The sequence below is a fragment of the Rothia sp. LK2588 genome (genome assembly GCF_040946465.1).
Classification (GTDB): Bacteria; Actinomycetota; Actinomycetes; order Actinomycetales; family Micrococcaceae; genus Rothia.
Genome location: NZ_JAYWLS010000003.1, coordinates 1 through 21,775, shown reverse-complemented (window position 1 = coordinate 21,775; position 21,775 = coordinate 1). Strand labels below are relative to the sequence as shown.

21 protein-coding genes and 1 tRNA gene are annotated in these 21,775 nt (G+C 61.0%); 15 read left to right on the top strand and 7 right to left on the bottom strand.

Features of this window, described 5'->3' with window-relative positions:
* Positions 1-93: 93 nt before the first annotated feature.
* Positions 94-939, bottom strand: coding sequence for a hypothetical protein (locus tag VVR12_RS07205; protein ID WP_368550515.1), 846 nt, complete (start codon positions 937-939; stop codon positions 94-96).
* A gap of 461 nt (positions 940-1,400) precedes the next feature.
* Between VVR12_RS07205 and VVR12_RS07200 the strand changes: the two genes are divergently transcribed.
* Entirely contained in the window at positions 1,401-1,982 is a 582-nt protein-coding gene (locus tag VVR12_RS07200; RefSeq protein ID WP_368550514.1) for a hypothetical protein, read from the top strand.
* A 145-nt stretch (positions 1,983-2,127) separates the two neighbouring features.
* On the opposite strand, the gene VVR12_RS07195 is transcribed toward VVR12_RS07200, so the two are convergent.
* Positions 2,128-2,214: transfer RNA gene (locus VVR12_RS07195), tRNA-Leu, on the bottom strand.
* 386 nt (positions 2,215-2,600) lie between these two features.
* On the opposite strand from VVR12_RS07195, the gene VVR12_RS07190 reads away from it, so the two are divergent.
* The 7 genes from VVR12_RS07190 to pknB are packed head-to-tail and all read left to right on the top strand — an operon-like array spanning position 2,601 to position 12,299.
* Positions 2,601-3,545 (top strand): FhaA domain-containing protein, encoded by a 945-nt coding sequence (locus VVR12_RS07190; RefSeq protein ID WP_368550513.1) that lies wholly within the window; start codon positions 2,601-2,603, stop codon positions 3,543-3,545.
* On the top strand, positions 3,545-4,036 hold the full coding sequence (locus VVR12_RS07185) for an FHA domain-containing protein (RefSeq protein ID WP_368550512.1): 492 nt from the start codon (positions 3,545-3,547) through the stop codon (positions 4,034-4,036). Before VVR12_RS07190 ends, VVR12_RS07185 begins: the two co-directional genes overlap by 1 nt.
* 3 nt (positions 4,037-4,039) lie before the next feature.
* A complete protein-coding gene (locus VVR12_RS07180) occupies positions 4,040-5,695 on the top strand; it encodes a PP2C family serine/threonine-protein phosphatase (protein ID WP_368550511.1) in 1,656 nt (551 codons plus the stop codon).
* On the top strand, positions 5,688-7,136 hold the full coding sequence (locus VVR12_RS07175; RefSeq protein ID WP_368550510.1) for an FtsW/RodA/SpoVE family cell cycle protein: 1,449 nt from the start codon (positions 5,688-5,690) through the stop codon (positions 7,134-7,136). Before VVR12_RS07180 ends, VVR12_RS07175 begins: the two co-directional genes overlap by 8 nt.
* Positions 7,129-8,574 (top strand): peptidoglycan D,D-transpeptidase FtsI family protein, encoded by a 1,446-nt coding sequence (locus VVR12_RS07170; RefSeq protein WP_368550509.1) that lies wholly within the window; start codon positions 7,129-7,131, stop codon positions 8,572-8,574. Before VVR12_RS07175 ends, VVR12_RS07170 begins: the two co-directional genes overlap by 8 nt.
* On the top strand, positions 8,571-10,205 hold the full coding sequence (locus VVR12_RS07165; protein ID WP_368550508.1) for a protein kinase domain-containing protein: 1,635 nt from the start codon (positions 8,571-8,573) through the stop codon (positions 10,203-10,205). Before VVR12_RS07170 ends, VVR12_RS07165 begins: the two co-directional genes overlap by 4 nt.
* 6 nt (positions 10,206-10,211) lie before the next feature.
* Positions 10,212-12,299, top strand: coding sequence for a Stk1 family PASTA domain-containing Ser/Thr kinase (gene pknB, locus VVR12_RS07160; RefSeq protein WP_368550507.1), 2,088 nt, complete (start codon positions 10,212-10,214; stop codon positions 12,297-12,299).
* An 83-nt stretch (positions 12,300-12,382) separates the two neighbouring features.
* On the opposite strand, the gene VVR12_RS07155 is transcribed toward pknB, so the two are convergent.
* Genes VVR12_RS07155 through VVR12_RS07145 form a run of 3 tightly spaced genes read right to left on the bottom strand, consistent with a single transcriptional unit; the run spans position 12,383 to position 14,029 of the window.
* Positions 12,383-13,018, bottom strand: coding sequence for an aminodeoxychorismate/anthranilate synthase component II (locus tag VVR12_RS07155; protein ID WP_368550506.1), 636 nt, complete (start codon positions 13,016-13,018; stop codon positions 12,383-12,385).
* 60 nt (positions 13,019-13,078) lie between these two features.
* Positions 13,079-13,240: a hypothetical protein gene (locus VVR12_RS07150; protein WP_368550505.1), complete on the bottom strand. Its 162-nt coding sequence runs from the start codon at positions 13,238-13,240 to the stop codon at positions 13,079-13,081.
* A gap of 39 nt (positions 13,241-13,279) precedes the next feature.
* Positions 13,280-14,029: a class E sortase gene (locus VVR12_RS07145; RefSeq protein ID WP_368550504.1), complete on the bottom strand. Its 750-nt coding sequence runs from the start codon at positions 14,027-14,029 to the stop codon at positions 13,280-13,282.
* Positions 14,030-14,147: 118 nt separating this feature from the next.
* Between VVR12_RS07145 and VVR12_RS07140 the strand changes: the two genes are divergently transcribed.
* Positions 14,148-14,432 carry a cell division protein CrgA gene (locus VVR12_RS07140; protein ID WP_368550502.1) on the top strand — a complete coding sequence of 95 codons (285 nt, stop codon included), beginning with the start codon at positions 14,148-14,150 and terminating at the stop codon, positions 14,430-14,432.
* Positions 14,433-14,441: 9 nt separating this feature from the next.
* Positions 14,442-14,678, top strand: coding sequence for a hypothetical protein (locus VVR12_RS07135; RefSeq protein ID WP_368550501.1), 237 nt, complete (start codon positions 14,442-14,444; stop codon positions 14,676-14,678).
* Positions 14,679-14,780: 102 nt separating this feature from the next.
* On the opposite strand, the gene VVR12_RS07130 is transcribed toward VVR12_RS07135, so the two are convergent.
* Both VVR12_RS07130 and VVR12_RS07125 read right to left on the bottom strand, forming a co-directional pair.
* Entirely contained in the window at positions 14,781-15,311 is a 531-nt protein-coding gene (locus VVR12_RS07130; protein WP_368550500.1) for a YceI family protein, read from the bottom strand.
* Positions 15,312-15,456: 145 nt separating this feature from the next.
* Positions 15,457-16,374: an ArgP/LysG family DNA-binding transcriptional regulator gene (locus VVR12_RS07125; RefSeq protein WP_368550499.1), complete on the bottom strand. Its 918-nt coding sequence runs from the start codon at positions 16,372-16,374 to the stop codon at positions 15,457-15,459.
* A 69-nt stretch (positions 16,375-16,443) separates the two neighbouring features.
* Here VVR12_RS07125 and VVR12_RS07120 point away from each other — a divergent pair, with 69 nt between their 5' ends.
* The 5 genes from VVR12_RS07120 to VVR12_RS07100 all read left to right on the top strand — a co-directional run bounded on the left by VVR12_RS07120 (position 16,444) and on the right by VVR12_RS07100 (position 20,900).
* Positions 16,444-17,064 carry a LysE/ArgO family amino acid transporter gene (locus tag VVR12_RS07120; protein WP_368550498.1) on the top strand — a complete coding sequence of 207 codons (621 nt, stop codon included), beginning with the start codon at positions 16,444-16,446 and terminating at the stop codon, positions 17,062-17,064.
* Between the two features lie 86 nt (positions 17,065-17,150).
* Positions 17,151-17,906: a DeoR/GlpR family DNA-binding transcription regulator gene (locus VVR12_RS07115; protein ID WP_368550497.1), complete on the top strand. Its 756-nt coding sequence runs from the start codon at positions 17,151-17,153 to the stop codon at positions 17,904-17,906.
* Positions 17,903-18,637, top strand: coding sequence for a hypothetical protein (locus tag VVR12_RS07110; RefSeq protein WP_368550496.1), 735 nt, complete (start codon positions 17,903-17,905; stop codon positions 18,635-18,637). Before VVR12_RS07115 ends, VVR12_RS07110 begins: the two co-directional genes overlap by 4 nt.
* Positions 18,638-18,754: 117 nt before the next feature.
* Positions 18,755-19,264 (top strand): MarR family winged helix-turn-helix transcriptional regulator, encoded by a 510-nt coding sequence (locus tag VVR12_RS07105; protein WP_368550495.1) that lies wholly within the window; start codon positions 18,755-18,757, stop codon positions 19,262-19,264.
* 145 nt (positions 19,265-19,409) lie between these two features.
* Positions 19,410-20,900, top strand: a complete 1,491-nt coding sequence (locus VVR12_RS07100; protein WP_368550494.1) for an alanine/glycine:cation symporter family protein — start codon at positions 19,410-19,412, stop codon at positions 20,898-20,900.
* Positions 20,901-21,775 lie beyond the last annotated feature (875 nt).

Genomic DNA, 21,775 nt, shown 5'->3' with positions numbered 1-21,775 from the left:
GCGGATTAAACCCGTTCTTCGAATTATAAAGGTCACCAGATAACAAGGAGCCCCTCAGAATTCTGAGGAGCCCCTTGCCGTAGCGATGAATTTTTAGAAAATACCGTTGTAACCCTGGCCGGTGCCACATCCGGGAGGATACGGAACGGCGTTGTAGTTACCGGTGGTCGCCGAGCAGATGGTCGAACCGACCGTCCAGGCGGTGCTACCACCACAGAGGGTGTTGATGCTGCCGTCACGGTTCCACGTAGCGCCCGCACCCGAGAGCAGCGGGCCGGCAAAGGGAATGATGGCCGGTTGTGCGGTGGCCACCTTTGCGTTGTAGTAGTCCAGGCACATATCCGTGACCGCGCTATTGGAGGCCTTGATACTGGCGAAGGACGGGGTAATCACGGGGGCCTGGTCCAGGCGGGCGCAGACATTCAGGCCGCCAGTAGTTCCGTTAATGCCGGTCGCGATTCCCATATCAAACTCGCTGTCATTACCCGCTTTGTTCCGCGGAAGGACGAACCCGGTAGTATTCCATGTCCAGCTACGGGCCTGTTTGCCGTTATAGGTGCTGGTGGTAATGGGGGAAATCGTGCCGCGTGCAGCAGATACCGAAGACGGACCATTGGGCAACGTGGTAGAGCCATTAGCGGCCACGGCGAAGAACGTGATCTTCAATGCTTGAGTGCTTGTGAACTGCAGGTCGTACTGGGTGTTGTTGTTGATATTGAAATAAGCGTTGTGCGCGCTCCCGTCGATGAAGCCTGAACCCACCTCGGCCCAGTAGGCGGTAAAAGCCTTGGTCCGTACCTGCTCAAAGGCCGCGTCGATGGCGCTACGAGCTGCGGCGGTGCAGGTGGAGGCGGCATAGGCGGGTACGGTGCCGGTAGCGATCACCACGGGGGCCGCCCAGGCGGCACCCTTGGCTAGGTTTCTGCGAGAGATGGTCATAATAAGCCTTTACGGTTGGGGGAGTCGGCGCATTTACTAATTCGGTATTAAGTATCAGAATTATGTTTTCACTCTATGAAAATCACCGGATATTTATCGAAAAGATGAACCGTGACGTCACGTCGGTTAAAAGGATAGCACCCGCCGAACCGAGCATCTAGCAAGACCATTTACGAATTAATTTAACGACATATCCAACGGGTTGTTAACAAATAGCGGTTAAAACAACATTGCTCTCTCGAGGGGGTATGCGCCCTCCCCCACCGGATTCGTTCCTCGACCATTGACTCACCTCGGCGAGAACTCAACCCGCCTCGATCATTGCCCAGAACGTCGGTTATTAACGACTCGCAACGTTCATCTTTTGATAAATTTTTGACCCCAACAATGGACACTCTTACTCGATACCGCCCATTGCTTCATTCAATCACCCCGCCCCATATCACTAGAGGACTGGACCCATGCCCCCCCCAGAACCCAGCCCCACCATTTCTCGGCGCAACCTCACTAAAGGTGCAGCCTGGGCCACCCCCGTCGTCCTGGCCACCGCCACCGCCCCGGCCTACGCAGCCTCAACCTGCCTCGACCGGGCACGCATCGACCAGGCTTTCGCCGCCACCACCGAATATGCGCGCGCCAACTATTACTGCAACGGTGAACCGGCTAAATTACAGATCAATTTCTACCAATCGGTAGCCGCACTGGATAGCTGCGCGACCGACGTCTACGTGAACGTCAAAAATCTCTCCGGTTGCAATATCAACTTCTCGGACCTCTATCCTCTGCAACTAGACATCCAGGTGCGCAACAACAACGTACTCTCCACCACCTCGACCGGTCGCAGCCTCACCTCGGTGAATACCTCGTGGGACACCGAGACGGTGACCGACAACAACGTCTCGGGAGCTCCCGTCGGTTCCGTGGACGCAGATATCAACTGGAACTTCTCCGGCACCCTCCCCGGAGCGGGCCTGGGCGACAACGAAGCAGACCTGCGCATCGGCTTCGGCGGCGGCACCGCCTCGCAGAACGGCATCTGGTAACCGCGCAGGAAAAAAATCTCGCGCTCACGCAACGAACGGCTCGGCAGAGAAGGATTCTCTCTTCATCTGCCGAGCCGTTTGCTAACCCGCACAGATGCGGGCATAAAAAACCCGGGGAGAACGATCGTTCTCTCCGGGTTTTGTCTGGTGCGCAAGGGGGGACTTGAACCCCCACGATCTTGCGATCACTGGCACCTGAAGCCAGCGCGTCTGCCAATTCCGCCACTTGCGCAAGTGGCCGATTATCGAATGACTCGATAAGCAACGAAAGAAAACTATACGCCTCCACAGGCCGGGTGTCTAATCGATCACCGAGGTTTCATTATGCACTTGCTCACTTTTCATCCACCGGGTTGACCACCGGCCCATCGCCCCCGCACCTCAGCGGGCCGGTAACATCCGCCGTTACCCGTAGCCCCGCCCCCCGCCTTTTACCGTATGATCTAGCTTTTCCACTAGACTAGGGACAAAGTGGGCACCAACGTACCCGGCTGAAAATACCCCGGCGCAACCGTCGGCACGCCCAGCCGATCGCAACGTTGCACCCAGCTTTTCCACACGAGAGCCGGTTACGCTAATCTCTTCGGAGCGCGTGCCCTGACCGCTGAAGGAGGCCACATGGGGTTCATTACCAGAATCGAACAGAGCCTGGAAAAGGCCGTGCGCGGCACCTTTAGCAAGGGCGGTAGCGGATTCGAACCCGTGGATCTCGCCAACCGCATCCGTACCGAAATGGACAACAAGTCCTACGCCATCGCGTCCGGACGCACGCTGGCTCCTAACGTCTTTACCCTCAGCTTCGCAGACGCCGACTTTCCGCGCGTACAAGACTGGGGTGCGCCGCTGGCCGAGGAACTCTGCGACGTGGCCATCCGCCACGCGCGCGCCCAGGGTTACTCGTTGCGCGGCTCGGTGCGCGTGACCTTCTCGGTCAACGACGACGTCACCCCCGGCGACTTCGAGATGCACTCGGTGCAGGAGAAAGTTGCCTCCCCGGCCGACCGAAACCGCACCCAGCAATCGGTTGCTCAGCCGACGCACGGGTCGCGCCCGGCGTCCACAATCCCCACCTCAGACCCGGCACCGCGGCGGGTCGAGCAGACCGCTTTCGACGATGCCCCGCAGCAACGGGATGAGCTCCCCAACCGCATCACCAAGCCGGCACGACGTGCCCCGCGCGTTCCTCGCCCCACTTCCTACGCCGGCCAGCCCGGATCGCAGGCAGCAGAGGCGCACAACCCCACCCGGGTGATGGGTCGCCCCCAGCCGCAGGTGGTCCTCGAGATCAACGGGCACAACTACTCGGTGCAATCGTTGCCGGTAGTTCTCGGACGAGGCGCCAACGCAGACATCACCGTCGACGACACCGGTGTCTCCCGTCTGCACCTGGAAATCATCGAGCAAGACGGCGTATATCTGGCCGTCGACCTCGGTTCGACCAATGGTAGCTACCTCAACGGACAGCGGTTGCGTGGCCGCCAAGAAATCCGCAACGGGGCTGTGCTGACCATGGGGCGCGCACGCATCGTCTTCCGACTCATGGTTCCAAGGAGTGACCGCTAATGGCCTCAGAAATCACCGTGACCATTCTGCGCTTCGCCTTTCTTGCCCTGTTGTGGCTGTTCGTCTACCTCATTGTGGCGGCCACCCGCCGAGACCTGGCGATCGGGCGAAACTTTCGCACCGCCCGCGCGGCAGGTGCTCCCGCCGCGGCGTCCCGCGCAGGCTCCGGGGCTCCTGCAGGTAAGCCGGCTCCCCCGGCTCGTCCCACGCAGCTGGTGATCACCGACGGCGAGCAGGCCGGGGCCGTGATGCGCCTGGGAGATCAGCCGATTACCATCGGGCGCTCTAACGATATTGAGGTCTCCCTGCAAGACGACTACGCCTCCGGCCATCACGCGCGCCTGTTCCCGCAGGGTTCGCGATGGTTCTTGGAAGACCTGGGATCCACCAACGGTACGTTCGTGGGCGGCACCCGCCTGACGCGCACCACTCCGATCGAACCCGGCACCGATTTTCGCGTGGGGCACACCTCCATGCAGTTGAGGGCATAGCCTATGGGTATCGCTTTCCGTTTTGCAGCCCGCTCCGACGTGGGCAGGGTGCGATCGAAGAACGACGACTCCGGTTACGCCGGCCACTACCTGGCCGTAGTGGCCGACGGCATGGGCGGACACGTGGGCGGCGACGTCGCCTCGGCAACCGCGGTCTTGGACCTCGCAGCCCTCGACCACTCCGGGTACGACAACTCCGCAGGCGTATACCTCGCCGATGAGATCACCACGGCGAACATGATCATGAACGAGCTGGTGGACCTCAACCCGGCGTTGGCCGGCATGGGCACCACCTGCACCGCGCTCTTGATCGACGGCCGGCAGATCGAGCTGGCACACATCGGCGACTCCCGCGCCTACCGCTTGCGCCCGGACGACGCCGAGGAAGGTGGTTTCCGCCAGATCACCACCGACCACACCTTCGTGCAGCGCCTGTTGGAAGAGGGCCGCATCACCGCGGCGGAGGCCGAACAACACCCCCACAAGAACGTGATCATGCGCGTGCTGGGCGATGTGGACGCCTCCCCCGAGTTGCAGACCCTCACCCTGGACGCCGAGATCGGTGAGATCTGGGTACTGAGCTCCGACGGTCTGGACACCGTGGTAGACGTCGACGAGATCGAGACGATCATGCGCTCGAGTCAGGATCTTCAGGAGATCACCGATCAGCTCGTCGACCTCACGCTAGACCGCGGTGCCCCTGATAACGTGACCGTGGTGACCGTGGCGGTCATCGAGGAGGACTCCCTCTCGGCGGCAATCACCGCCCCGCAACCGATTATTACGCCTAAGGAATATAACGACGAGGGTGAGGAAATCTCCGACGAGACCTCTGAATCCCCGCATCATTCCCCGTGGCGCCGCCACCTGCCCCACCACAACAAGCGCCGTACCGCGATGCGTCATGGCAAGTGGCGCGGCGAGTCATACTCCGACGGCGTGTTCAACATGATGACCGAGACCTCGGGGCTGGACGAACGTCCCGAAGATCCCGAGGAATCCTCGGCCAAGGTGCTGCGCAACGAACTCGACGAGCGTCCGCATTTGCTCGTGGGTTCCGCCGCCACCGCCACGAATACCGGGTCGATCCCGGCGCTGACCGACCGCACCCTGCAGCGTCGCGCTACCCTGGTCAGCACCTCCGAGCACGACTCCGATTACGAGAACACCGCCGAGCTGCCCGAAGAATTACAGGCGCTACTCAACGACGACCACCCCGCCACCGCCAGAAGCCCGTGGCCGGTGCGCATCTTCATCACCGTGCTCATCCTCGGCCTTCTCAGCGCCGGCGCGGCCACTTTCTTCTCGTGGGCAGATAAGCAGTACTACGTGGGTACACAGAACAACAAGGTGACCATCTACAACGGCATCCCGCAGAGCGCCGGCCCCTTCCACCTCTACGAAACGGTAGAGGAGAGCTCGGTGAACGTCTCAGACCTTCCCGAGTATTCGCAATCGATCGTCGGCAGCACGATCACCGCCCGCGATCTGGACGACGCCCGCCGCATCGTCAACGACCTCGAGAACCAGGCGAAGATCGAGAAACAGACCCGTCAACCCTCGCAGTCCAAGACCACCCCACCAGCTCGGGGGAAGGTGACCACCGTGCCCCCGTCGTCCAGTTCTTCCCCGCAATCGCCGGGAGGTGACAATGGTTAAGTCCCTCGCTGATTCCCTGCCCATGCCAAAAACGCGCCGTGGGTTGGAGTTGTTCTTCACGATCATTGCCGTCACGGTTGGCCCGGTGAGCATGTGGCTGACCGACCCCGAAACCGTCGCCAAGGGTGAAACCACCTGGTTGCTGGCCGGGGCCGTGCAGGGTGTGGGCGCGTTGTTGATTCACATCGTGTTGCACCTGCGCGCTAAATATGCCGACCCATTCATTCTTCCGATCGTGACCGCTTTGAACGGTCTGGGATTGGCGATGATTTACCGCATCGACCTGACCACCCCCGCAAACGCAGGCGCCAGCCAAATCGTCTGGACTGGCGTGGCGATGGTGGCCTCGGCGGTCACGGTGTTCTTCCTCAAGGACCACCGCGTGCTCCGCAGGATCACCTACATTTCGCTCGTCGTCTCGATCGTGCTCCTGCTGTTGCCCCTGTTGCCGTTCATCGGTCTCGAGCTCAACGGCGCCCGCATCTGGATCTCGATCGCCGGTCGCACCTTCCAGCCCGGTGAAATCGCAAAGATCACCCTGGCTATATTCTTCGCCGGTTATCTTTCTACCCATCGCGACCTGATCCTGCTGGCGGGTAAGAAGATCGGCCCGGTACGCCTGCCCCGATTCAAAGACATGGCCCCCATGTTCGTAGCGTGGTTGGTGAGCATCGGGGTGCTCGTCATGCAGAAAGACCTAGGCACCGCGATCCTGCTCTTCGGCCTGTTCATGGCCGTCGTCTACCTGGCCACCGCGAGCCGCACCTGGGTGGCCCTGGGTCTGATCTTCGCGGGTCTCGGCGGTTTATTGGCTTACACCTTCATCAGCCACGTGCACTACCGCATCTTCGCGTGGGTGCACGCCTTCGACCCCGAAATCTATAACCAGCCCTACGGCGGTTCGGGTCAGATCATCCAGGGTCTCTTCGGCCTGGCTGCCGGCGGCCTGTTCGGCAAGGGCTGGGGTGCCGGACGCCCCGACCTGGTGGCGTTCTCTAACTCCGACATGATCATCACCTCTCTGGGTGAAGAGCTGGGTCTCATCGGCCTGACCGCGATTCTCATGCTCTTCTTCCTGCTGGTCTCCCGCGGTTTCCGCGCGGCACTGGGTACCCGCGATAGCTTCGGCAAGTTGCTGGCCGGGGGCCTGACGATGGTGTTGGTGTTGCAGCTCTTTGTCGTGATCGGTGGCGTCACCCGCCTCATCCCGCTGACCGGCCTCACCACCCCCTTCATGTCGGCCGGTGGTTCGTCCCTGCTGGCGAACTGGGTGATCGTGGCCATCCTGCTGTCGATTTCGCACACTGCACGCGCCCCGCACGTCATTGAAAATTACGACGACACCCTCAACAGCATCGACTACGACGGTGACGAAGCGAACGGCGCCACCAGCGTCATCTCCCGTATCAGCTCCAGCCAGGCAGGAGGTTCCCGTGAATAAGGCACTGCGTAACATGTGGCTGGTCTCGGCGGCTGTCTTCGTGTTGCTCCTGGCTTCGCTGACCTACATCCAGTTCTTCAGCGCCAAGTCACTCAGCGCCAACCAGTGGAACTCGCGCACGATGTACGAAAACTACGGTTCACAACGTGGCGCGATCGTCGTGGACGGCAAGGTCATCGCCTCTTCGGTGCCTTCCCAGGACGGTTACGACTATCAGCGTTCCTACGCCTCACCGGAGGCCTACGCACCGGTCACGGGTTACTTCTCGTCGATTTACGGGGCCACGGGCCTGGAATCCGCGATGAACGAAGAGCTGACCGGCACCGCCGACAGCCAGTTCTACGATCGCCTGGCGCAGATGTTCACCTCGGGCTCAGCCAAGGGGGCAACCGTGGAGCTCACCCTCAACGCGCAGTTGCAGGAGCTCTCCTACAGCTTGCTACAGGGCCATAAGGGTGCCATCGCTGCGATCAACCCCAAGACCGGCGAGGTTTTGGCGCTGGCAAGCTCCCCCTCCTACGACCCGAATACGCTGTCTTCGCATAACAACGAGTCGGTGCTGGCGCAGTACCAGAAGCTCAGCTCCGACCCCGCCAACCCGCTGTTCAACCGGGCCATCGGTGGCAACACCTACTCCCCCGGTTCCACCTTCAAGATCATCGACGCGGTGGCAGCGCTGGAGTCGGGCAAGTACACGGCCGACTCGGTCATTCCCAACCCCCAGGAGTACAAGCTCCCGGGCACCAACACCATGTTGCCGAACTACGTGAACGGGCAGTGCTCCACTCGTAACCAGGCAACGATCGAATGGGCCCTGGCACAATCGTGCAACACCCCCTTTGCTCAGATAGGTGTTGAGCTCGGTCAAGATACGATGTCTAAGACTGCTCAAAATTTTGGCTATGGAGACTCCTCGTTGAGTATTCCGCTATCGGTATCTGAGTCGGTATTCCCGCAAAATATGACGCAGAGCCAGTTAGCCCAGGCCGCTATTGGTCAGTACGACGTACGAACAACGCCGTTGCAGGTCGCTATGACTTCCGCAGCGATTGCCAACGACGGTGTTCAGATGAAGCCGAACATGATTCGTTCGGTGAAATCACAAAGTTTGAACTCGCTGTATGAGTTCTCGGCACAGCACTTACGGACGTCCACTTCCCCCGAGGTTGCCCATCAGGTCAAAGACTGGATGGTCAACGATGTGGACAACGGCATTGCCTCAGCCGCCTCCGTTCCCGGAGTGAAGGTTGCGGGTAAGACCGGTACCGCCGAGATCGGTAACAGCGGTTTGAATAATGCATGGTTCACGGGTTTCGCACCCGCGGACGACCCCCAGATTGCACTTGCAGTCGTATACGAAGGCGTAGATACAGCCGAGGGTGCGTCACTCGCAGCTCCCGCGGCTCAGCAAATTTTTGAGGCGGTGTTGAACAAGTGAGACCCTCAACTGATACAACCCTCGGCGGTCGCTACGACCTGACCGAGCGTATCGCCGTCGGCGGCATGGGTGAGGTCTGGAAAGCTCGCGACAAGGTGCTCGGACGCATCGTCGCCGTAAAGATTCTGAAAGAGGAATATACCGGTGACCCCGGGTTCCTCGAGCGTTTCCGCGCCGAGGCCCGTCACACGGCACTGCTCAACCACCCCGGTGTGGCCAACGTCTTCGACTACGGCGAAGAAGAGGGTTCCGCCTACCTCGTCATGGAGCTCGTGCCCGGTGAGCCGCTCTCGGCCATCATCGAGCGCGACCGCCGCATCGAGCCCGACCGCCTGCTCAACATCATTGCGCAGACCGCCCGCGCGCTAGCCGCCGCCCACGCCCAGGGTCTGGTCCACCGCGATGTGAAACCCGGCAACCTCATCATCACCCCGGACGACCGCGTCAAGGTCACCGACTTCGGCATCGCCCGCCTCGCCGATCAGGTACCGCTGACTGCCACCGGCCAGGTGATGGGTACCGCCCAGTACCTTGCCCCCGAGCAGGCCACCGGCCAGCAGGCTACGCCGTCCTCCGACATGTACTCGCTGGGAATCATCGGCTACGAGTGCCTGGCCGGCAAGCGTCCGTTCACCGGCGAATCCCAGATCGCCATCGCGCTGGCGCAGGTGAACGACCCGCCGCCGCCGTTGCCGAAGAACGTGCCCGCGCCCGCCGCCGGGTTGATCATGTGCCTGCTCTCGAAAGACCCAGAGCAGCGTCCGGCCAACGCCACCGCGCTGGCCAGCGCCATCGACTCGATTCGTCGCCGCGACATCCCCGGTGCGATCAAGGCCGTGCCGCCGCTAGAGGGTTTCCTTCCCAACGGCGCCAACACCTTGCCCACGGACGTCATCACTGCACCCACCGCGGTAGCACCCGCCCCGCGTTTTGGAGGTTCGGGCAAGAAGTTCCGCCCGCGTCCGACTACCGCCGAGATTCCGGTGGCTTCGGGTTCGACGGCCACCATGTTCGAACCGCCGAAGAAAAAGTCGCCGTGGGGCTGGGTCTCCCTCTTGCTGGCCCTCTTGCTCATCGGCGCGGTCGTGTGGTTCTTTACGATGGGCCGCAACAGCGCCGATCCCGGGCCCGCACAAGACAACGTTCCCGCAGCTACGGAGGGCACTGTGCAAACCGTGGAGCCCACCCCGCAGGCGCCGACGTCTGCCGCCAGCACGCAGCAGACCGTGGAGATCAACCAGTCCGCCTTCACGGGTCGCCCGCTGGAAGACGTCGTCAATGAGCTGGTGACCATGGGGGTTTCCACGAAGACCACCGGCGTGGCCTCCGACCAGCCCACCGACACGGTTTTGTCTATCTCCCCCTCGGGTGCTGTGACCCCCGGTAGCACCGTGACCGTGGCCTACTCCACCGGTCCGCAGTCGGTTACTTTGCCGAAGAACATGGAGGGAATGAAAGCCGACGAGGCTATCAAGAAGATCACCGATATGGGTGTGAACGTCAAGGTACACCAGGAGTCCTCTGAGACCGCCCCTGAAAACACTGTGTTACGCACCAACCCAAATTCTGGCTCTCAGGTTGAGATCGGTAGTAGCGTAAATGTTTACGTAGCAAAGAAGGCGAACAGTTAACAGACTATGGATACTTCCATTCCCTCAATGATTGATTCCCGCTACCGGGTTGACCGAGAGATCGGTTCCGGCGCGATGGCAACCGTCTACTCGGCCGAGGATACCCGCCTGGGCCGTCAGGTGGCGCTGAAGGTTCTGCGCCCCGACCAGGCGGCGAATGAGGAGTTCCGCGGTCGTTTTCAGCGTGAGGCGGAGGCCGTCGCCTCGCTGAACCACCCGTCCATCGTGGGCGTGTACGATACCGGCACTTTCCCGGCACAGGACGCCGAGGGTGCGGTGCAGGTGCCCTACCTGGTGATGGAGCTGGTGCGCGGCAAGTCGCTACGGGAGATCCTCACCGACCGCGGTGAGCTACCGGTGGACGAGGCCATTTCGTACGGTTCGCAGATTCTAGCCGCCCTGCAGTACGCCGGTGACGCCGGGATCGTTCACCGCGACATCAAGCCCGCCAACGTCATGATTCTGCCGCAGACCGATGAGGACGCCGCCAAGGGTGAGGCCGGTCAGGTGAAGGTGATGGACTTCGGTATCGCCCGTGCGGTGCGCGAGTCTGGCGAGTCTGTGACCCGTTCGAACACCGTGATGGGCACTGCCCGCTATATTTCGCCCGAGCAGGCCCGCGGAGAAACCGTAGATTCCCGTAGCGATATATATTCTGCCGCATGCGTGATTTACGAGATGCTCGCTGGTCGTTCCCCGTTCAACGCGTCGTCGAACGTGGAGATGGCGGGCATGCACCTCTCGGACACCCCGCAGCCGCCCAGCTCATTTGCGCGCCAAGAGATTCCCCGCGCCGTCGACACCGTCTTGTTGAAGGCGCTGAGCAAGAATCGGGCTGATCGTTTTCAGTCCCCCGATGCTTTCCGCTCAGCTTTGATCAATGCCGGCCGCGGCATAGCTCCTGCTTCCGCCCACGACGACGATGCCACGCAGCCGACCTCTGTGCTCGCAGGTGCAGCCGCCACCGGTGCGGCCGCAGGCGCCGCTGCCGGGTACACCGGTTCGCAGCAGAGCGTCGCCCCGGTTGAAGAGACCGGTTTGGGCGGATTCTTCGATAACGCCCAGGCGGAATATACCGACGAAGAGCTCTACGATTACGAGCGCAACGAGGCGTTAGCGAAGAAGAAACGTCGCCGCCAGGCGTGGACGCGCGTGCTCACCGGCATGGTGATCGCCGCTCTGGCGCTGTTCTCGATCGGCACCGTGTTGTACTACCAGAACGAACTCAATAAGGTGCCCACGCACGCTATTCCGCAGCTCCAGGGCACCTCGCGTCAGGATGCCGAGAATACTCTGCGCAACCTGAACATCCCGGTCAAGTGGGATAGCGAGTACTCCGACACCGTTGAGAAGAACAACGTCATCAAGACCTCGCCGGTGACCGGCACGATGGTGGAGGAAGGCCAAGAGGTGACGGTGACCGTCTCCGATGGTCCCTCGAAGGTGAAGATCCCCGATAATCTGGCGGGTCAGTCGGAGTCTTACGTGCGCTCCACCCTCACCGAGGCCGGTTTCAAGCCGGGTCGTACCTCTACCGTGAATTCGGCAACGATTCCGGCAGGCATGGTCGTCAAGACTAACCCCGAGTCGGGTCAGTCGGCAGACGCCGGTCAGACCGTGGACATCGTGCTCTCGAACGGCAAGGTCACCGTGCCCGATCTGCGCGGTATGACGCGCGACCAGGCTATCGCGGCTCTGCAGGCCCCGGAGGTCATGCTCAGCACCAATATCGAGACGGTTGAGACCAACTCGGTGCCTGAGGGCACGGTTGCCACCCAGTCGGCGGCCGCCGGAACCAACATCGAGCAGGGTAGCACCGTGACGATCCAGATCGCTCAGGCGGCGTCGACGGCTTCAAACAACGACCGCAACCCCGGACAGTCGCAGCCGACGCAGGCTCCGAACCAGCAGGATAGCCAGCCTCAGCCGAATACCCAGCAGCCGCAACAGCAGCCCACTCAGAACCCTGAGCCGAGCGCCTCGGCCGAGAGCCAGCCGACTCAAGCACCCGAGCGGAGCCAGCGTCCTACCTCACAGCCGTCGAAGGCACCGGACTCTCCGAAGCCTTCGGCCTCTCGAGGTAACAACGACTAACGCCGCAGGTGAGATATTCCGTGTGATGCATCAAGGGGCCCGCGCCGATGATTCGGCGCGGGCCCCTTGGTGTGTTTCAGGGGTTAGCTGTCGATCAGTGGGGAGAGTTTCTTGGCTTTTTCTGTTGCCCCGGTCAGCCCCAGATCTTCGAGCCAGTTACCCAGCATGAGGTATCCGGATTCGGTCAACACCGACTCCGGGTGAAACTGTACGCCGTGCATGGGTGCTTTGCGGTGTCGCAGACCCATGATGATGCCGTTCTCGGTGCGCGCGGTGACCTCGAGCTGCTCGGGCATGGTCTCGGGAGCAACGGCCAGCGAGTGATAGCGGGTGGCGGTAAAGGGCGAGGGCACATCGCGGAAGACCGACTGGCCCTCGTGCACGAGCCGCGAGGTCTTCCCGTGCATCAACTCGGGGGCGTGGCCCACCGTGCCGCCGAAGGCTTCTGCGATGGCTTGGTGGCCCAGACACACGCCCAAGAGCGGTTTCTTGGTCTCGGCCGCCCAGCGGATCACGTCGATAATGACGCCGGCATCGGCGGGCGCACCGGGGCCGGGCGACACCAGCACGCCGTCGCTCTCTTCGGCGAGCGCAATCGTCTCGGCCAGGGAGAGCTCGTCGTTGCGGATCACCGTCATCGTTGCTCCGAGTTCTTCGAGGTAACCCACGAGGGTGAACACAAAGCTGTCATAGTTGTCGATGACCAGAATCTTCGTCATGGGCGTCTGCTTTCTGCGGCAATAGGGGCTTCTGTTGCGTTTTTATCTACCATACGCGGGTTATTCGGTGATGGTGACGTCGCGGGTGAAGGGGCTGTACTCCACGAACGCGGGGAAGACGAACTCCATCAGGCACCAGACTGCCAGCGCGATCGCGATGATAGCGATGATGATGCGCACCCAGAGGGGGCCGGGCAGGTGCCGGAATATCCATCCGTACATGAGGGTTGCCTCTCGTTCTGTTGGGTTCGTGTCGGGTTGTTAGCTTTTGACGACGTTTTTGATCTCGTCGGGAGCTCCGGCGTGGAGCGGCCGCCAGTTATCGAAAGTTGCGTGCACGATGTAGCGTTCGGTGTCGCCGTAGCGCGGGTGGCAGCTGGTCAACGTGAGCATCCGTTCGGTGGCGGGTTTTTTCGGGTCTTGGGGGTTGGGGGCGATCACGTTGACTTCGGTGGGGAGCACGATCTTGGCCTCGGAGACGGTGTAGGTGTAGTACCCCTCTTTGGTCTGCACGTAGATGTGGTCGCCGTCTTGCAACTCGTCGATGCGGTCGAGCACCGCCCCGTTGGTTTGACGGTGGCCGGCGAGCGCGAAGTTGCCGACCTCACCGGGCATGGCGGTGTGTTCGTAGTGGCCGAGGCCGAGGGTGTCGAGCACCTCGGTACCCACGCCTTCGACGGCAGGGCGCTGGTAGCCCTCTCCCAGCCGCGGTATATAGACGATGCCAAATGCGTCACCGGGGGCAGGTGCCGCGGTCACGGGTGGTTTCTTCTCGTCCCAGTTTTTCTGTTCGAGCGCGGGGTCGGCCGTGGTGTGGAATTCCTGGGCCAGGGAGCTGACGGCTTGGTCTTGGGTTTTGTTGGCAGAGATGTTCGTCCACCAGAGTTGCCAGGCGACAAAGAGTAAGAGGATCACTCCCATGGTCATGAGGAGTTCACCGATGATTTGGATGATCCATTGGCCGATGGACCGGGAGCCTCGGGATGGGGGAGCTTTGTGTGATTTTCCCATGCTGTTTTTGATACCCCTGGGGGTGCGAATTGATAGATGTTGGAGCTGTGAACCTAGTAAGGTTATACAAAGTTAAACCGTACCTGATCGCCCATCTTGTTAGGTTCCTGGAGGAATTGTGGCTGAGTCGAACAAATCTGTTCGTGTTGATGATGACCTCGATCGCGACGAGGCAGAGTTTCGTCGCGCCGCTCGGGACATGACGAAGGACGAGTTCGCCTCCCCCACCCCGCTTTGGTACCGGGTGATCATGTTCGCTTTGGTGGCGCTGGGCATTCTGTGGATCATGACCTTCTACATCACCCAGAATCAATACCCCGTTCCTCAGCTGGGTAGCTGGAACATTGTGACCGGTGTGGGTTTGATGATGGCCGGCATGATCATGATGACCCGCTGGCGTTAGGCGGCAGTGATGAGTGAGCAGCTCTCGCCGCGCGATGCTGAATCGCGGCAGGTGGCCGGGCAGGAGCAGTCTAAGCCCGAGGTAACAAACCCGAAGAACCTGGCACCGGTTGACCCCACCGAGTCTCGCGAACAGCGTGAAGATATTCGGGCCGCGATTTTTGAGACCCGGTTGCGACGCTGGGCGTTGTTGGGTTTCATCCTGGCCGCGGTGGTGTATTTCGTGTGGCAGTTAGTCAACGGTTAATCCGTGAGACGCGTATGCCGAGAGCCCCCTGATATCTCAGGGGGCTCTCGGCATTTTTAGAGGTATAGAAGCCTAATGCGGCTTACGACCTGAGCTGCATCTTTAGGCAGCGACGAACTCGGCGTCCAGGTTGATGGTGACGGCGTCGCCCACCAGTACGTTGCCGGTTTCGAGGGTTGCGCTCCAGGTGATGCCGAAGTCCTTGCGGGAGATCTTGGTGGAGACCGATGCGCCCAGGCGGTTGTTGCCGTACTGGTCTTTAGTCTCGCCGCCGAACTCGCCGGTGAAGGTGACGGGGCGGGTCTCACCCTTGATGGTCAGTTCGCCTTCCATGGTCAGGTCTTCGCCGTCAACCTTGAAGGAGGTGGACTTGAAGGTCATCTGACCGAAGTTTTCGGAGTCAAAGAAGTCGGCGGACTTCAGGTGACCGTCACGGTCTGCCACACCGGTGTCGATCGAGTCGATCTCGACGCTTGCTTCGACGACGGGGTCTGCGCCCTCGGTGGAGGTCAGCTTGCCGGAGACGTCGGTGAACTCGCCGCGAACCTTCGAGATGCCTGCGTGGCGAACCGAGAAGTTGACGTGTGAGTGCATGCCGTCGAGGTTCCAGGTACCGGGGGTGATAACTGCCATGGTAATTCTCCTAACGATTGGTCGTTTGCTTTCGTTAGAAACTTTACTCGTAAAGTTTTAACCGCGCAAGCCTTTGCGCAAATTTATTTTCCAAAACAAACTTTTACATGGGAGAAACCCCAGGTGAACGGCTTATCAATCGCCCTTAGGAAGTCTCCAAAACGCGCCGCGCTGCTCTAAAAACCTCGTCGGAGACGCGGTCCAGAACCTCCGAAGAGATCTTCCACCGCTGCCAGTAGAGGGGAAACTCCACCGGCTCGTCAGCCAGCTTCACCAACTCCCCGGAGGCCAACCCCTCGGCGCACTGTTGCTCCGGCACAATACCCCAGCCGATCCCAGCCTCCACCGCACGAGCGTAATCCGGGGACGACGGCACGTAGATACTCGGCGCCTGCCCGGCCGCCTCGTCCCGCAGGCCGAAGTGCTCCAAAAGGAGGGAGCGCGCCAGGTCTTGACCGACGTCCTTGCGGTCGTACTCGATCACCGGGGCGGCGTTGAGCTCCTCGAGCGAGATCGCGCGCGGCCAATCCTCGAAGCAGCGCCGCGCAAAATCCAGCGAGCCCACCACCCAGTAACGAGCCACCCCTAACTTCTGCACCACACATCCCGGAATGGACTCGGGGTGGGAGGTAATAGCCGCCATCGTCTCCCCGGAGCGCAACAGGGCCGAGGAATATTGCTCACCCTCGCGGCGCAGGTCGCAGAAAATGCGGTCTTCGCGAGCCAACACGGCCACCGCGTCCAGCAACCACGTGGCCAAAGAGTCGGCGTTGACGGCGATGGCGATGGTTCGATCGCCAGCGCCCGTGCCCAGCTGTTGCTCCAACTCGCTGTTGAGGTATTCGCTCTGCCGCGCCATGCGCAAGACGATCTGCCCGATCTCCGTGGGCGCCACCGGGTTGGTGCGCTTGACCAACACACGCCCGGCGGATTGCTCCATCGCCTTGATGCGCTGGGATACCGCCGAGGGGCTGATCATCAGGACGTCGGCGGCGGCTTCGAAGGTGCCGTATTCGATCAGCAGGACGAAGGTGCGTAGTTGCTCGGCGGTAAATCGACTCATAAGATTATCTTACGCAGACTTAGAAAACTTAGATGGTTTAACTTCGTCGAAACCCCTAGCCTGAATGGCATGACTTTCGACTCCCTCCTGTTGATCCTGATGGGCGCCGGCACCGGACTTTCACTGATCGTGGCCATTGGCGCGCAGAACGCCTTCATCCTCAAACAAGGGATTATCGGGCGATTTATCACCCCGATCGTCATTTTTTGTATCCTCTCCGACATCCTTTTAATCGGTCTCGGGATCACCCTGGTCGGCACCATCGCCGATAGCGCCTCCTGGGCCCTGGAGCTCCTGCGCTGGGGTGGCGGCGCGTTCTTGATCTGGTACGGCCTCTTGGCCCTACGCCGTGCACTGCGCCCGACGTCCCTCAAGATCAACCTCGACGACGAAGGCCCCCGCTCCCTCGGCAAGGCCATGGCAATCACCTTCGCCATCACCTACCTCAACCCACACACCTACATCGACACGATGGTTTTTCTCGGTTCGCTGGCCAATACCCACGGCAATCCCGGACGCTGGTGGTTTTACCTGGGCTGTATTCTCGGCTCCACCATCTGGTTTACCGCGCTGGGGTATGGCTCTCGTCTGTTGCGCCCGATCTTTGCGCGCCCTGCGGCCTGGCGCGTGCTCGACGGCATCATCGCGATGATCATGCTGACTTTAGCGGTACAGGTGCTCCTCGGCTGAAGCCGATGATTATTTAATGACAATTCATGATTATTTATGTACTCTTTTAATCAGTTCCAATCATAAATAATCATGAAGGGGTGGGCATGCTCGCCGACGAACGCCAGCAACAGATCGTCGAAACCGTGGACCAACACGGCACGATCTCCACCGCAGACCTCATTGAAATGTTCGGGGTCTCCCCCATCACCATCCGGCGCGACCTCAACGAACTCGCCGAGCGCGGGCGCATCGTCAAGGTCCACGGGGGAGCCCGCTCCGCGCAGATGAACAACAACCCCGCCTTCGATGTCAAAGCGAACACCAACCACGCGGCCAAAGCCGCCATCGCACGAGAGATCGCGGGGCTCGTCCGCGACGGTGAATCGCTCATGATCTCGGCGGGCACCACCTCCGCCGCCGTTGCCCGCGAACTCAACACCAAACGCAACCTCACGGTCATCACCAACTCGGCACGCGTCGCCCAAGAGTTCTCCCCCGAGTCGGCCACAGACATCTACCTCACCGGCGGGCGCCGCGCACCCAATGACGCCCTCGTCGGCCCCGTCGCCACGTCCGCTGTGGCTTGCCTCAACGCATCGAGCCTGATCACCAGCGTCCACGCCGCAGACGCCACAGGGCTCACCACCCCCTCCGTCGAAGAGGCCGACACCCTCACCGCGATGCTCGGAGCCGTCGAACGCGTAATTGTCGGTATCGACCACTCGAAGTGGGGAGTGCGGGCGCTAGCCACCTTCGCCCGCTGGCCCCAGGTAGACGTTGTGGTGGTAGACGCCGATTTTCCAGCCGAAGCCCTCGATGAGCTCAAGAATCTCGTGCAGAAAGTAGTGGTAGCTTCATGACTCAGACCCTGAACCACACGGTGGACGTCCGCTCCTTAGTGCGCCCCACCTCCGGCACCTCCCCCGAGACCGCCCTACGCCAAGACCCATTGACCGGAACACTGGTCAGCGTACTGAACCCCCGCCCCCTGAGCCTCGACACCGCCACCGTGCTCATCGACGATTACCTGGAACGCCTCACCGAGCTCGTTCCCCGCGAAGACGTCGCGCAGTGGGTTATCACCGAAACCTGCCACGCCGGGCTCGTCACCGCCGAATTCACCGGGTACTCGGGCCCCACGCACCACACGCGCGTGGTCGCCGAACAAGGTCGTCGCTGGCGACAGCGCGCCAGCGGTGACCTGCTCACCGACGTCATGACCGCCGAACTGCTCGAGGGCGACCGCATGCTACTGAACAACGCGCACTGGATAGCTTTTGCTCCCTACGCCAGCGCCCACCACCGCGAGATCATGATCGTTCCCAAGGCCCCGGCGCGCACGCTGGTTGCCACCACCGACGAGGAACGCGAAGATCTCGCCACCACCTATCGGCAACTGATGGGTGCGCTGTTGCGCGCGTTCGGCCCGCAGCTGAGCTACCACGCCACCTGGACGATGGCCCCGATCCCGCACTGCCGCGAGATTTCCCGCCTCTGGTGCAGCGTCACCGTGCAGGACGCCCCCGTCGACTCCACCGCGGACGCCACCACCCCCGAACGCACCGCCGCATGGCTGCGGAGGCTTCTCTAAGGCTCCCCGCGGAGGTGGGTGCCCGCACGAGGGCGTTTGCCATAAAATACTGTTGATATGACGCGCTCACGCGCCTCATCAGTATGTCCCCAAGCGCCCACGAAATGAAGATGATCAATGATTGATGCCCGGACCTTCGGCATGCTGTCTCAACAGCGGATCCGCGAGGAGCTGCCGCACATCGATCCGCGGTTAAATACCGTGTTGGTTCAGCTCAACCGCACCTCAGCCAACCTCATCTCCGCCTTTGAGGCTAAGGTCCACCGCGACCTCGACATCTCCTGGGCCGGTTACCGCCTGCTGTTCGTGCTGTGGGTCATGGGTGAGGTAGAACCGGCCCGCGCCGCCGAACTCACCCACGCGAGCCGCGCCTCGGTCTCCACCCTCTCGGCCTCCTTCGTGACGCGCGGTCTAGTCACCCGACGTCCCTCCACCAAGGACCGCCGCTCGGTCGTGCTGACGCTGACTGAAGAAGGACGCCGGTTCGTGCTGAAGGCCGTGGAGAAGCAGGAAGACGCCCAGCGGGAAATCCTGGCCGACCTCACCGCGGAGGAGCAGGAGATCCTCAGCATTCTGCTCAACAAGGTCAGTTGCGCACAATTACGCAACGACTCTTCCGATCTCTAATCGCGCTCCCCGGTGGAGCAGATAAACTTTATCCCCGCCCCGGGCTAATCGCTTCGGCATTCTCTCGGTTAACCACTAAGCTAGCCATGAATAACACACTCGGTGCGCCTTCCTTTGACGCGCCCTAATTCTCGAGAAAGTTACTATGGAAGCTCTTACCGAAGCGGTAGGTACGCTCAGCGGGGCGATCTGGAACGTCATGTTCGCGATTCTGATCCTCGTGGGCCTGTACCTCACCATCCGCACCCGCGGTGTCCAGTTCCGCTCCATGCCCGAGATGCTGCGCATCATCGGTGAACCGAGCGGTACCGACGCAGCCGGCGCCAAGCAAATCTCATCCTTCCGCGCCTTCACCATCTCGGCGGCGTCCCGCGTGGGAACCGGCAACATCGCCGGCGTTGCCATCGCGATCTCCCTGGGTGGCCCCGGCGCGGTCTTCTGGATGTGGGCGATCGCCTCGCTGGGTTCTGCCTCGGCGTTCGTTGAATCGGCTCTGGCGCAGCTCTACAAGCACCACGGCAAGGACTCCTACGTGGGTGGCCCCGCGTACTACATGACCCGCGGACTCAACGCCCGCTGGATGGGCACGATCTTCGCGGTCATCATCTGCTTCACCTACGGCTTCGCATTCAACTCGGTGCAGTCCAACTCGATTGTGGACGCCACCAGCCAGTCTCTCTCGGCGTTCGCGCCGCACATCGCCGACGGCATGGGTCTGAAGATCGCCATCGGCCTGATTCTGGTAGCTATGACCGCCGCTATCATCTTCGGCGGAGTTCGTTCGATCTCCGCCTTCACCCAGGTGATTGTGCCGATCATGGCAATTGCTTACATTCTGCTCGGCCTGTTGGTGGTCGTGCTGAACATCGGCGCTATTCCCTCCGTGTTCCTGCAGATCTTCGAGGGCGCCTTCGGTATTCGCGAGTTCATCACCGGTGGCGTGATCGGTGTGATCGTGCAGGGTATGAAGCGCGGTTTGTTCTCTAACGAGGCAGGTATGGGTTCGGCTCCCAACGCGGCTGCGACCGCGGCCGTGTCTCACCCGGCCAAGCAGGGCTACATTCAGGCGCTGGGCGTTTTCTTCGACACCATCGTAGTTTGCTCCATCACCGCGTTCATCGTGCTGTTGTCGAACCCGACCTACGGTGACAGCATTCAGGGTGCTTCACTGACTCAGACCGCGCTGGCGGCACAGCTCGGCCAGTGGGCTGTTCACTTCTTGACCGTGGCGATCTTCTTGTTCGCTTACTCCTCGGTGATCGGTAACTACTACTACGGTGAGTCGAACATTCTGTTCATGACCGAGAAGACTGCGGTTCTCCAGGTTTACCGCTTCCTGGTGCTCGTGAGCGTCTTTGGCGGCGCTATTGTGGCCCTGGACTTCGTCTGGACCATTTCGGACCTATTGATGGCGTTCATGGCGTTCTTGAACCTGGTTGCCATCACTCTGTTGGCTCCGAAGGCCATCGCGGTGTTGAAGGACTACGAGAAGCAGCGCAAGCAGGGCCACGAGCCCCTCTTCCACGCTGCGGATCACCCCGAGATCAAGAACCTGGAATCGTGGGACGGCAACGACGAGGTTACTACCCGTCAGTTCTGGATCGACCACGAGGCCAAGAAGAAGGCCGTCAAGTAGGTTCGATTCTCAACCCGGGATGCTCTCTGTGCATCTCTTCGCCAGTGGCCAGTTCATGAGCCGCCTTCGTTGAATTGCGGGTTGATATAGCGAAAGCCCCGCCCCGCGTCGTGTATCCCATACACATGACGCGGGGCGGGGCTTTTTCTTTGGTGTTGAGGGGAGGGAATCTCCTATGAGGTATGGAGGTCTTCTATGGTGCTATTGGGTTCTCTCTTGAAACACGGAGGTCTTCTCTGGTGCTACGGGGCTCTCTCTTCCGCCGAGGGGCCGCCCTACATACGGCCTTTCGACAGGGAGACGGCCTTTCGGTGATGAGCAGCCTCCTCAAGGAGGCACACGGCCTCTCGATAAAAACTCGGCCTCCGGCCCTGGCTCTGGCGCTGGCTCTAAAAAGCAACCCCAGGAGAGTAGTCACAGAGGATTGTGGTAGTGGGGAGCAAACCGGACACTGGGGGAAATTCAGTCTCTAACAAAGCTTCCAGCCCCAGGAACGCACGCGGGCGTTCGGGAAGGAGCGTCTCTACAGAGTGGATCCGAGACGGCTTCTCACAGAAAGATTCACTGAGGAGAGCGGAGCCTTTAATCGTATGATGGGTTTGGCTGAAGAGAACTACTTGCTACAGAAGAGGGCTTCTGAGGGTAAATTCTCGCGCTTTCCATCGAAGGGCCACCTCCCTGTCGAAAGGCAGTCAGTAGGACGGCCTCTCGACAGTAATACGGCCTCTCAGTGAAGTTGGCTTCCCTTCCCCTCCCTTCAAGAAGGCGAGGGGCAAAAGGGCCCAAGATGAAACAGGGGTTAAACGAAAAAAGACCCCGGTAGGGGTCTTCAATCGTATGCCATAAGATCCCGCCAGGGATCTTAGGTTGTTGGT

Excerpts from the sequence above, each read along its gene's own strand:
- VVR12_RS07185 (WP_368550512.1), top strand. The coding sequence starts at position 3,545 with ATGGCCTCAGAAATCACCGTGACCATTCTGCGCTTCGCCTTTCTTGCC.
- pknB (WP_368550507.1), top strand. The coding sequence starts at position 10,212 with ATGGATACTTCCATTCCCTCAATGATTGATTCCCGCTACCGGGTTGAC.
- VVR12_RS07175 (WP_368550510.1), top strand. The coding sequence starts at position 5,688 with ATGGTTAAGTCCCTCGCTGATTCCCTGCCCATGCCAAAAACGCGCCGT.
- VVR12_RS07130 (WP_368550500.1), bottom strand. The coding sequence starts at position 15,311 with ATGGCAGTTATCACCCCCGGTACCTGGAACCTCGACGGCATGCACTCA.
- VVR12_RS07100 (WP_368550494.1), top strand. The coding sequence starts at position 19,410 with ATGGAAGCTCTTACCGAAGCGGTAGGTACGCTCAGCGGGGCGATCTGG.
- VVR12_RS07120 (WP_368550498.1), top strand. The coding sequence starts at position 16,444 with ATGACTTTCGACTCCCTCCTGTTGATCCTGATGGGCGCCGGCACCGGA.
- VVR12_RS07190 (WP_368550513.1), top strand. The coding sequence starts at position 2,601 with ATGGGGTTCATTACCAGAATCGAACAGAGCCTGGAAAAGGCCGTGCGC.
- VVR12_RS07115 (WP_368550497.1), top strand. The coding sequence starts at position 17,151 with ATGCTCGCCGACGAACGCCAGCAACAGATCGTCGAAACCGTGGACCAA.
- VVR12_RS07155 (WP_368550506.1), bottom strand. The coding sequence starts at position 13,018 with ATGACGAAGATTCTGGTCATCGACAACTATGACAGCTTTGTGTTCACC.
- VVR12_RS07105 (WP_368550495.1), top strand. The coding sequence starts at position 18,755 with ATGATTGATGCCCGGACCTTCGGCATGCTGTCTCAACAGCGGATCCGC.
- VVR12_RS07150 (WP_368550505.1), bottom strand. The coding sequence starts at position 13,240 with ATGTACGGATGGATATTCCGGCACCTGCCCGGCCCCCTCTGGGTGCGC.
- VVR12_RS07180 (WP_368550511.1), top strand. The coding sequence starts at position 4,040 with ATGGGTATCGCTTTCCGTTTTGCAGCCCGCTCCGACGTGGGCAGGGTG.
- VVR12_RS07125 (WP_368550499.1), bottom strand. The coding sequence starts at position 16,374 with ATGAGTCGATTTACCGCCGAGCAACTACGCACCTTCGTCCTGCTGATC.
- VVR12_RS07135 (WP_368550501.1), top strand. The coding sequence starts at position 14,442 with ATGAGTGAGCAGCTCTCGCCGCGCGATGCTGAATCGCGGCAGGTGGCC.
- VVR12_RS07145 (WP_368550504.1), bottom strand. The coding sequence starts at position 14,029 with ATGGGAAAATCACACAAAGCTCCCCCATCCCGAGGCTCCCGGTCCATC.
- VVR12_RS07200 (WP_368550514.1), top strand. The coding sequence starts at position 1,401 with ATGCCCCCCCCAGAACCCAGCCCCACCATTTCTCGGCGCAACCTCACT.
- VVR12_RS07205 (WP_368550515.1), bottom strand. The coding sequence starts at position 939 with ATGACCATCTCTCGCAGAAACCTAGCCAAGGGTGCCGCCTGGGCGGCC.
- VVR12_RS07110 (WP_368550496.1), top strand. The coding sequence starts at position 17,903 with ATGACTCAGACCCTGAACCACACGGTGGACGTCCGCTCCTTAGTGCGC.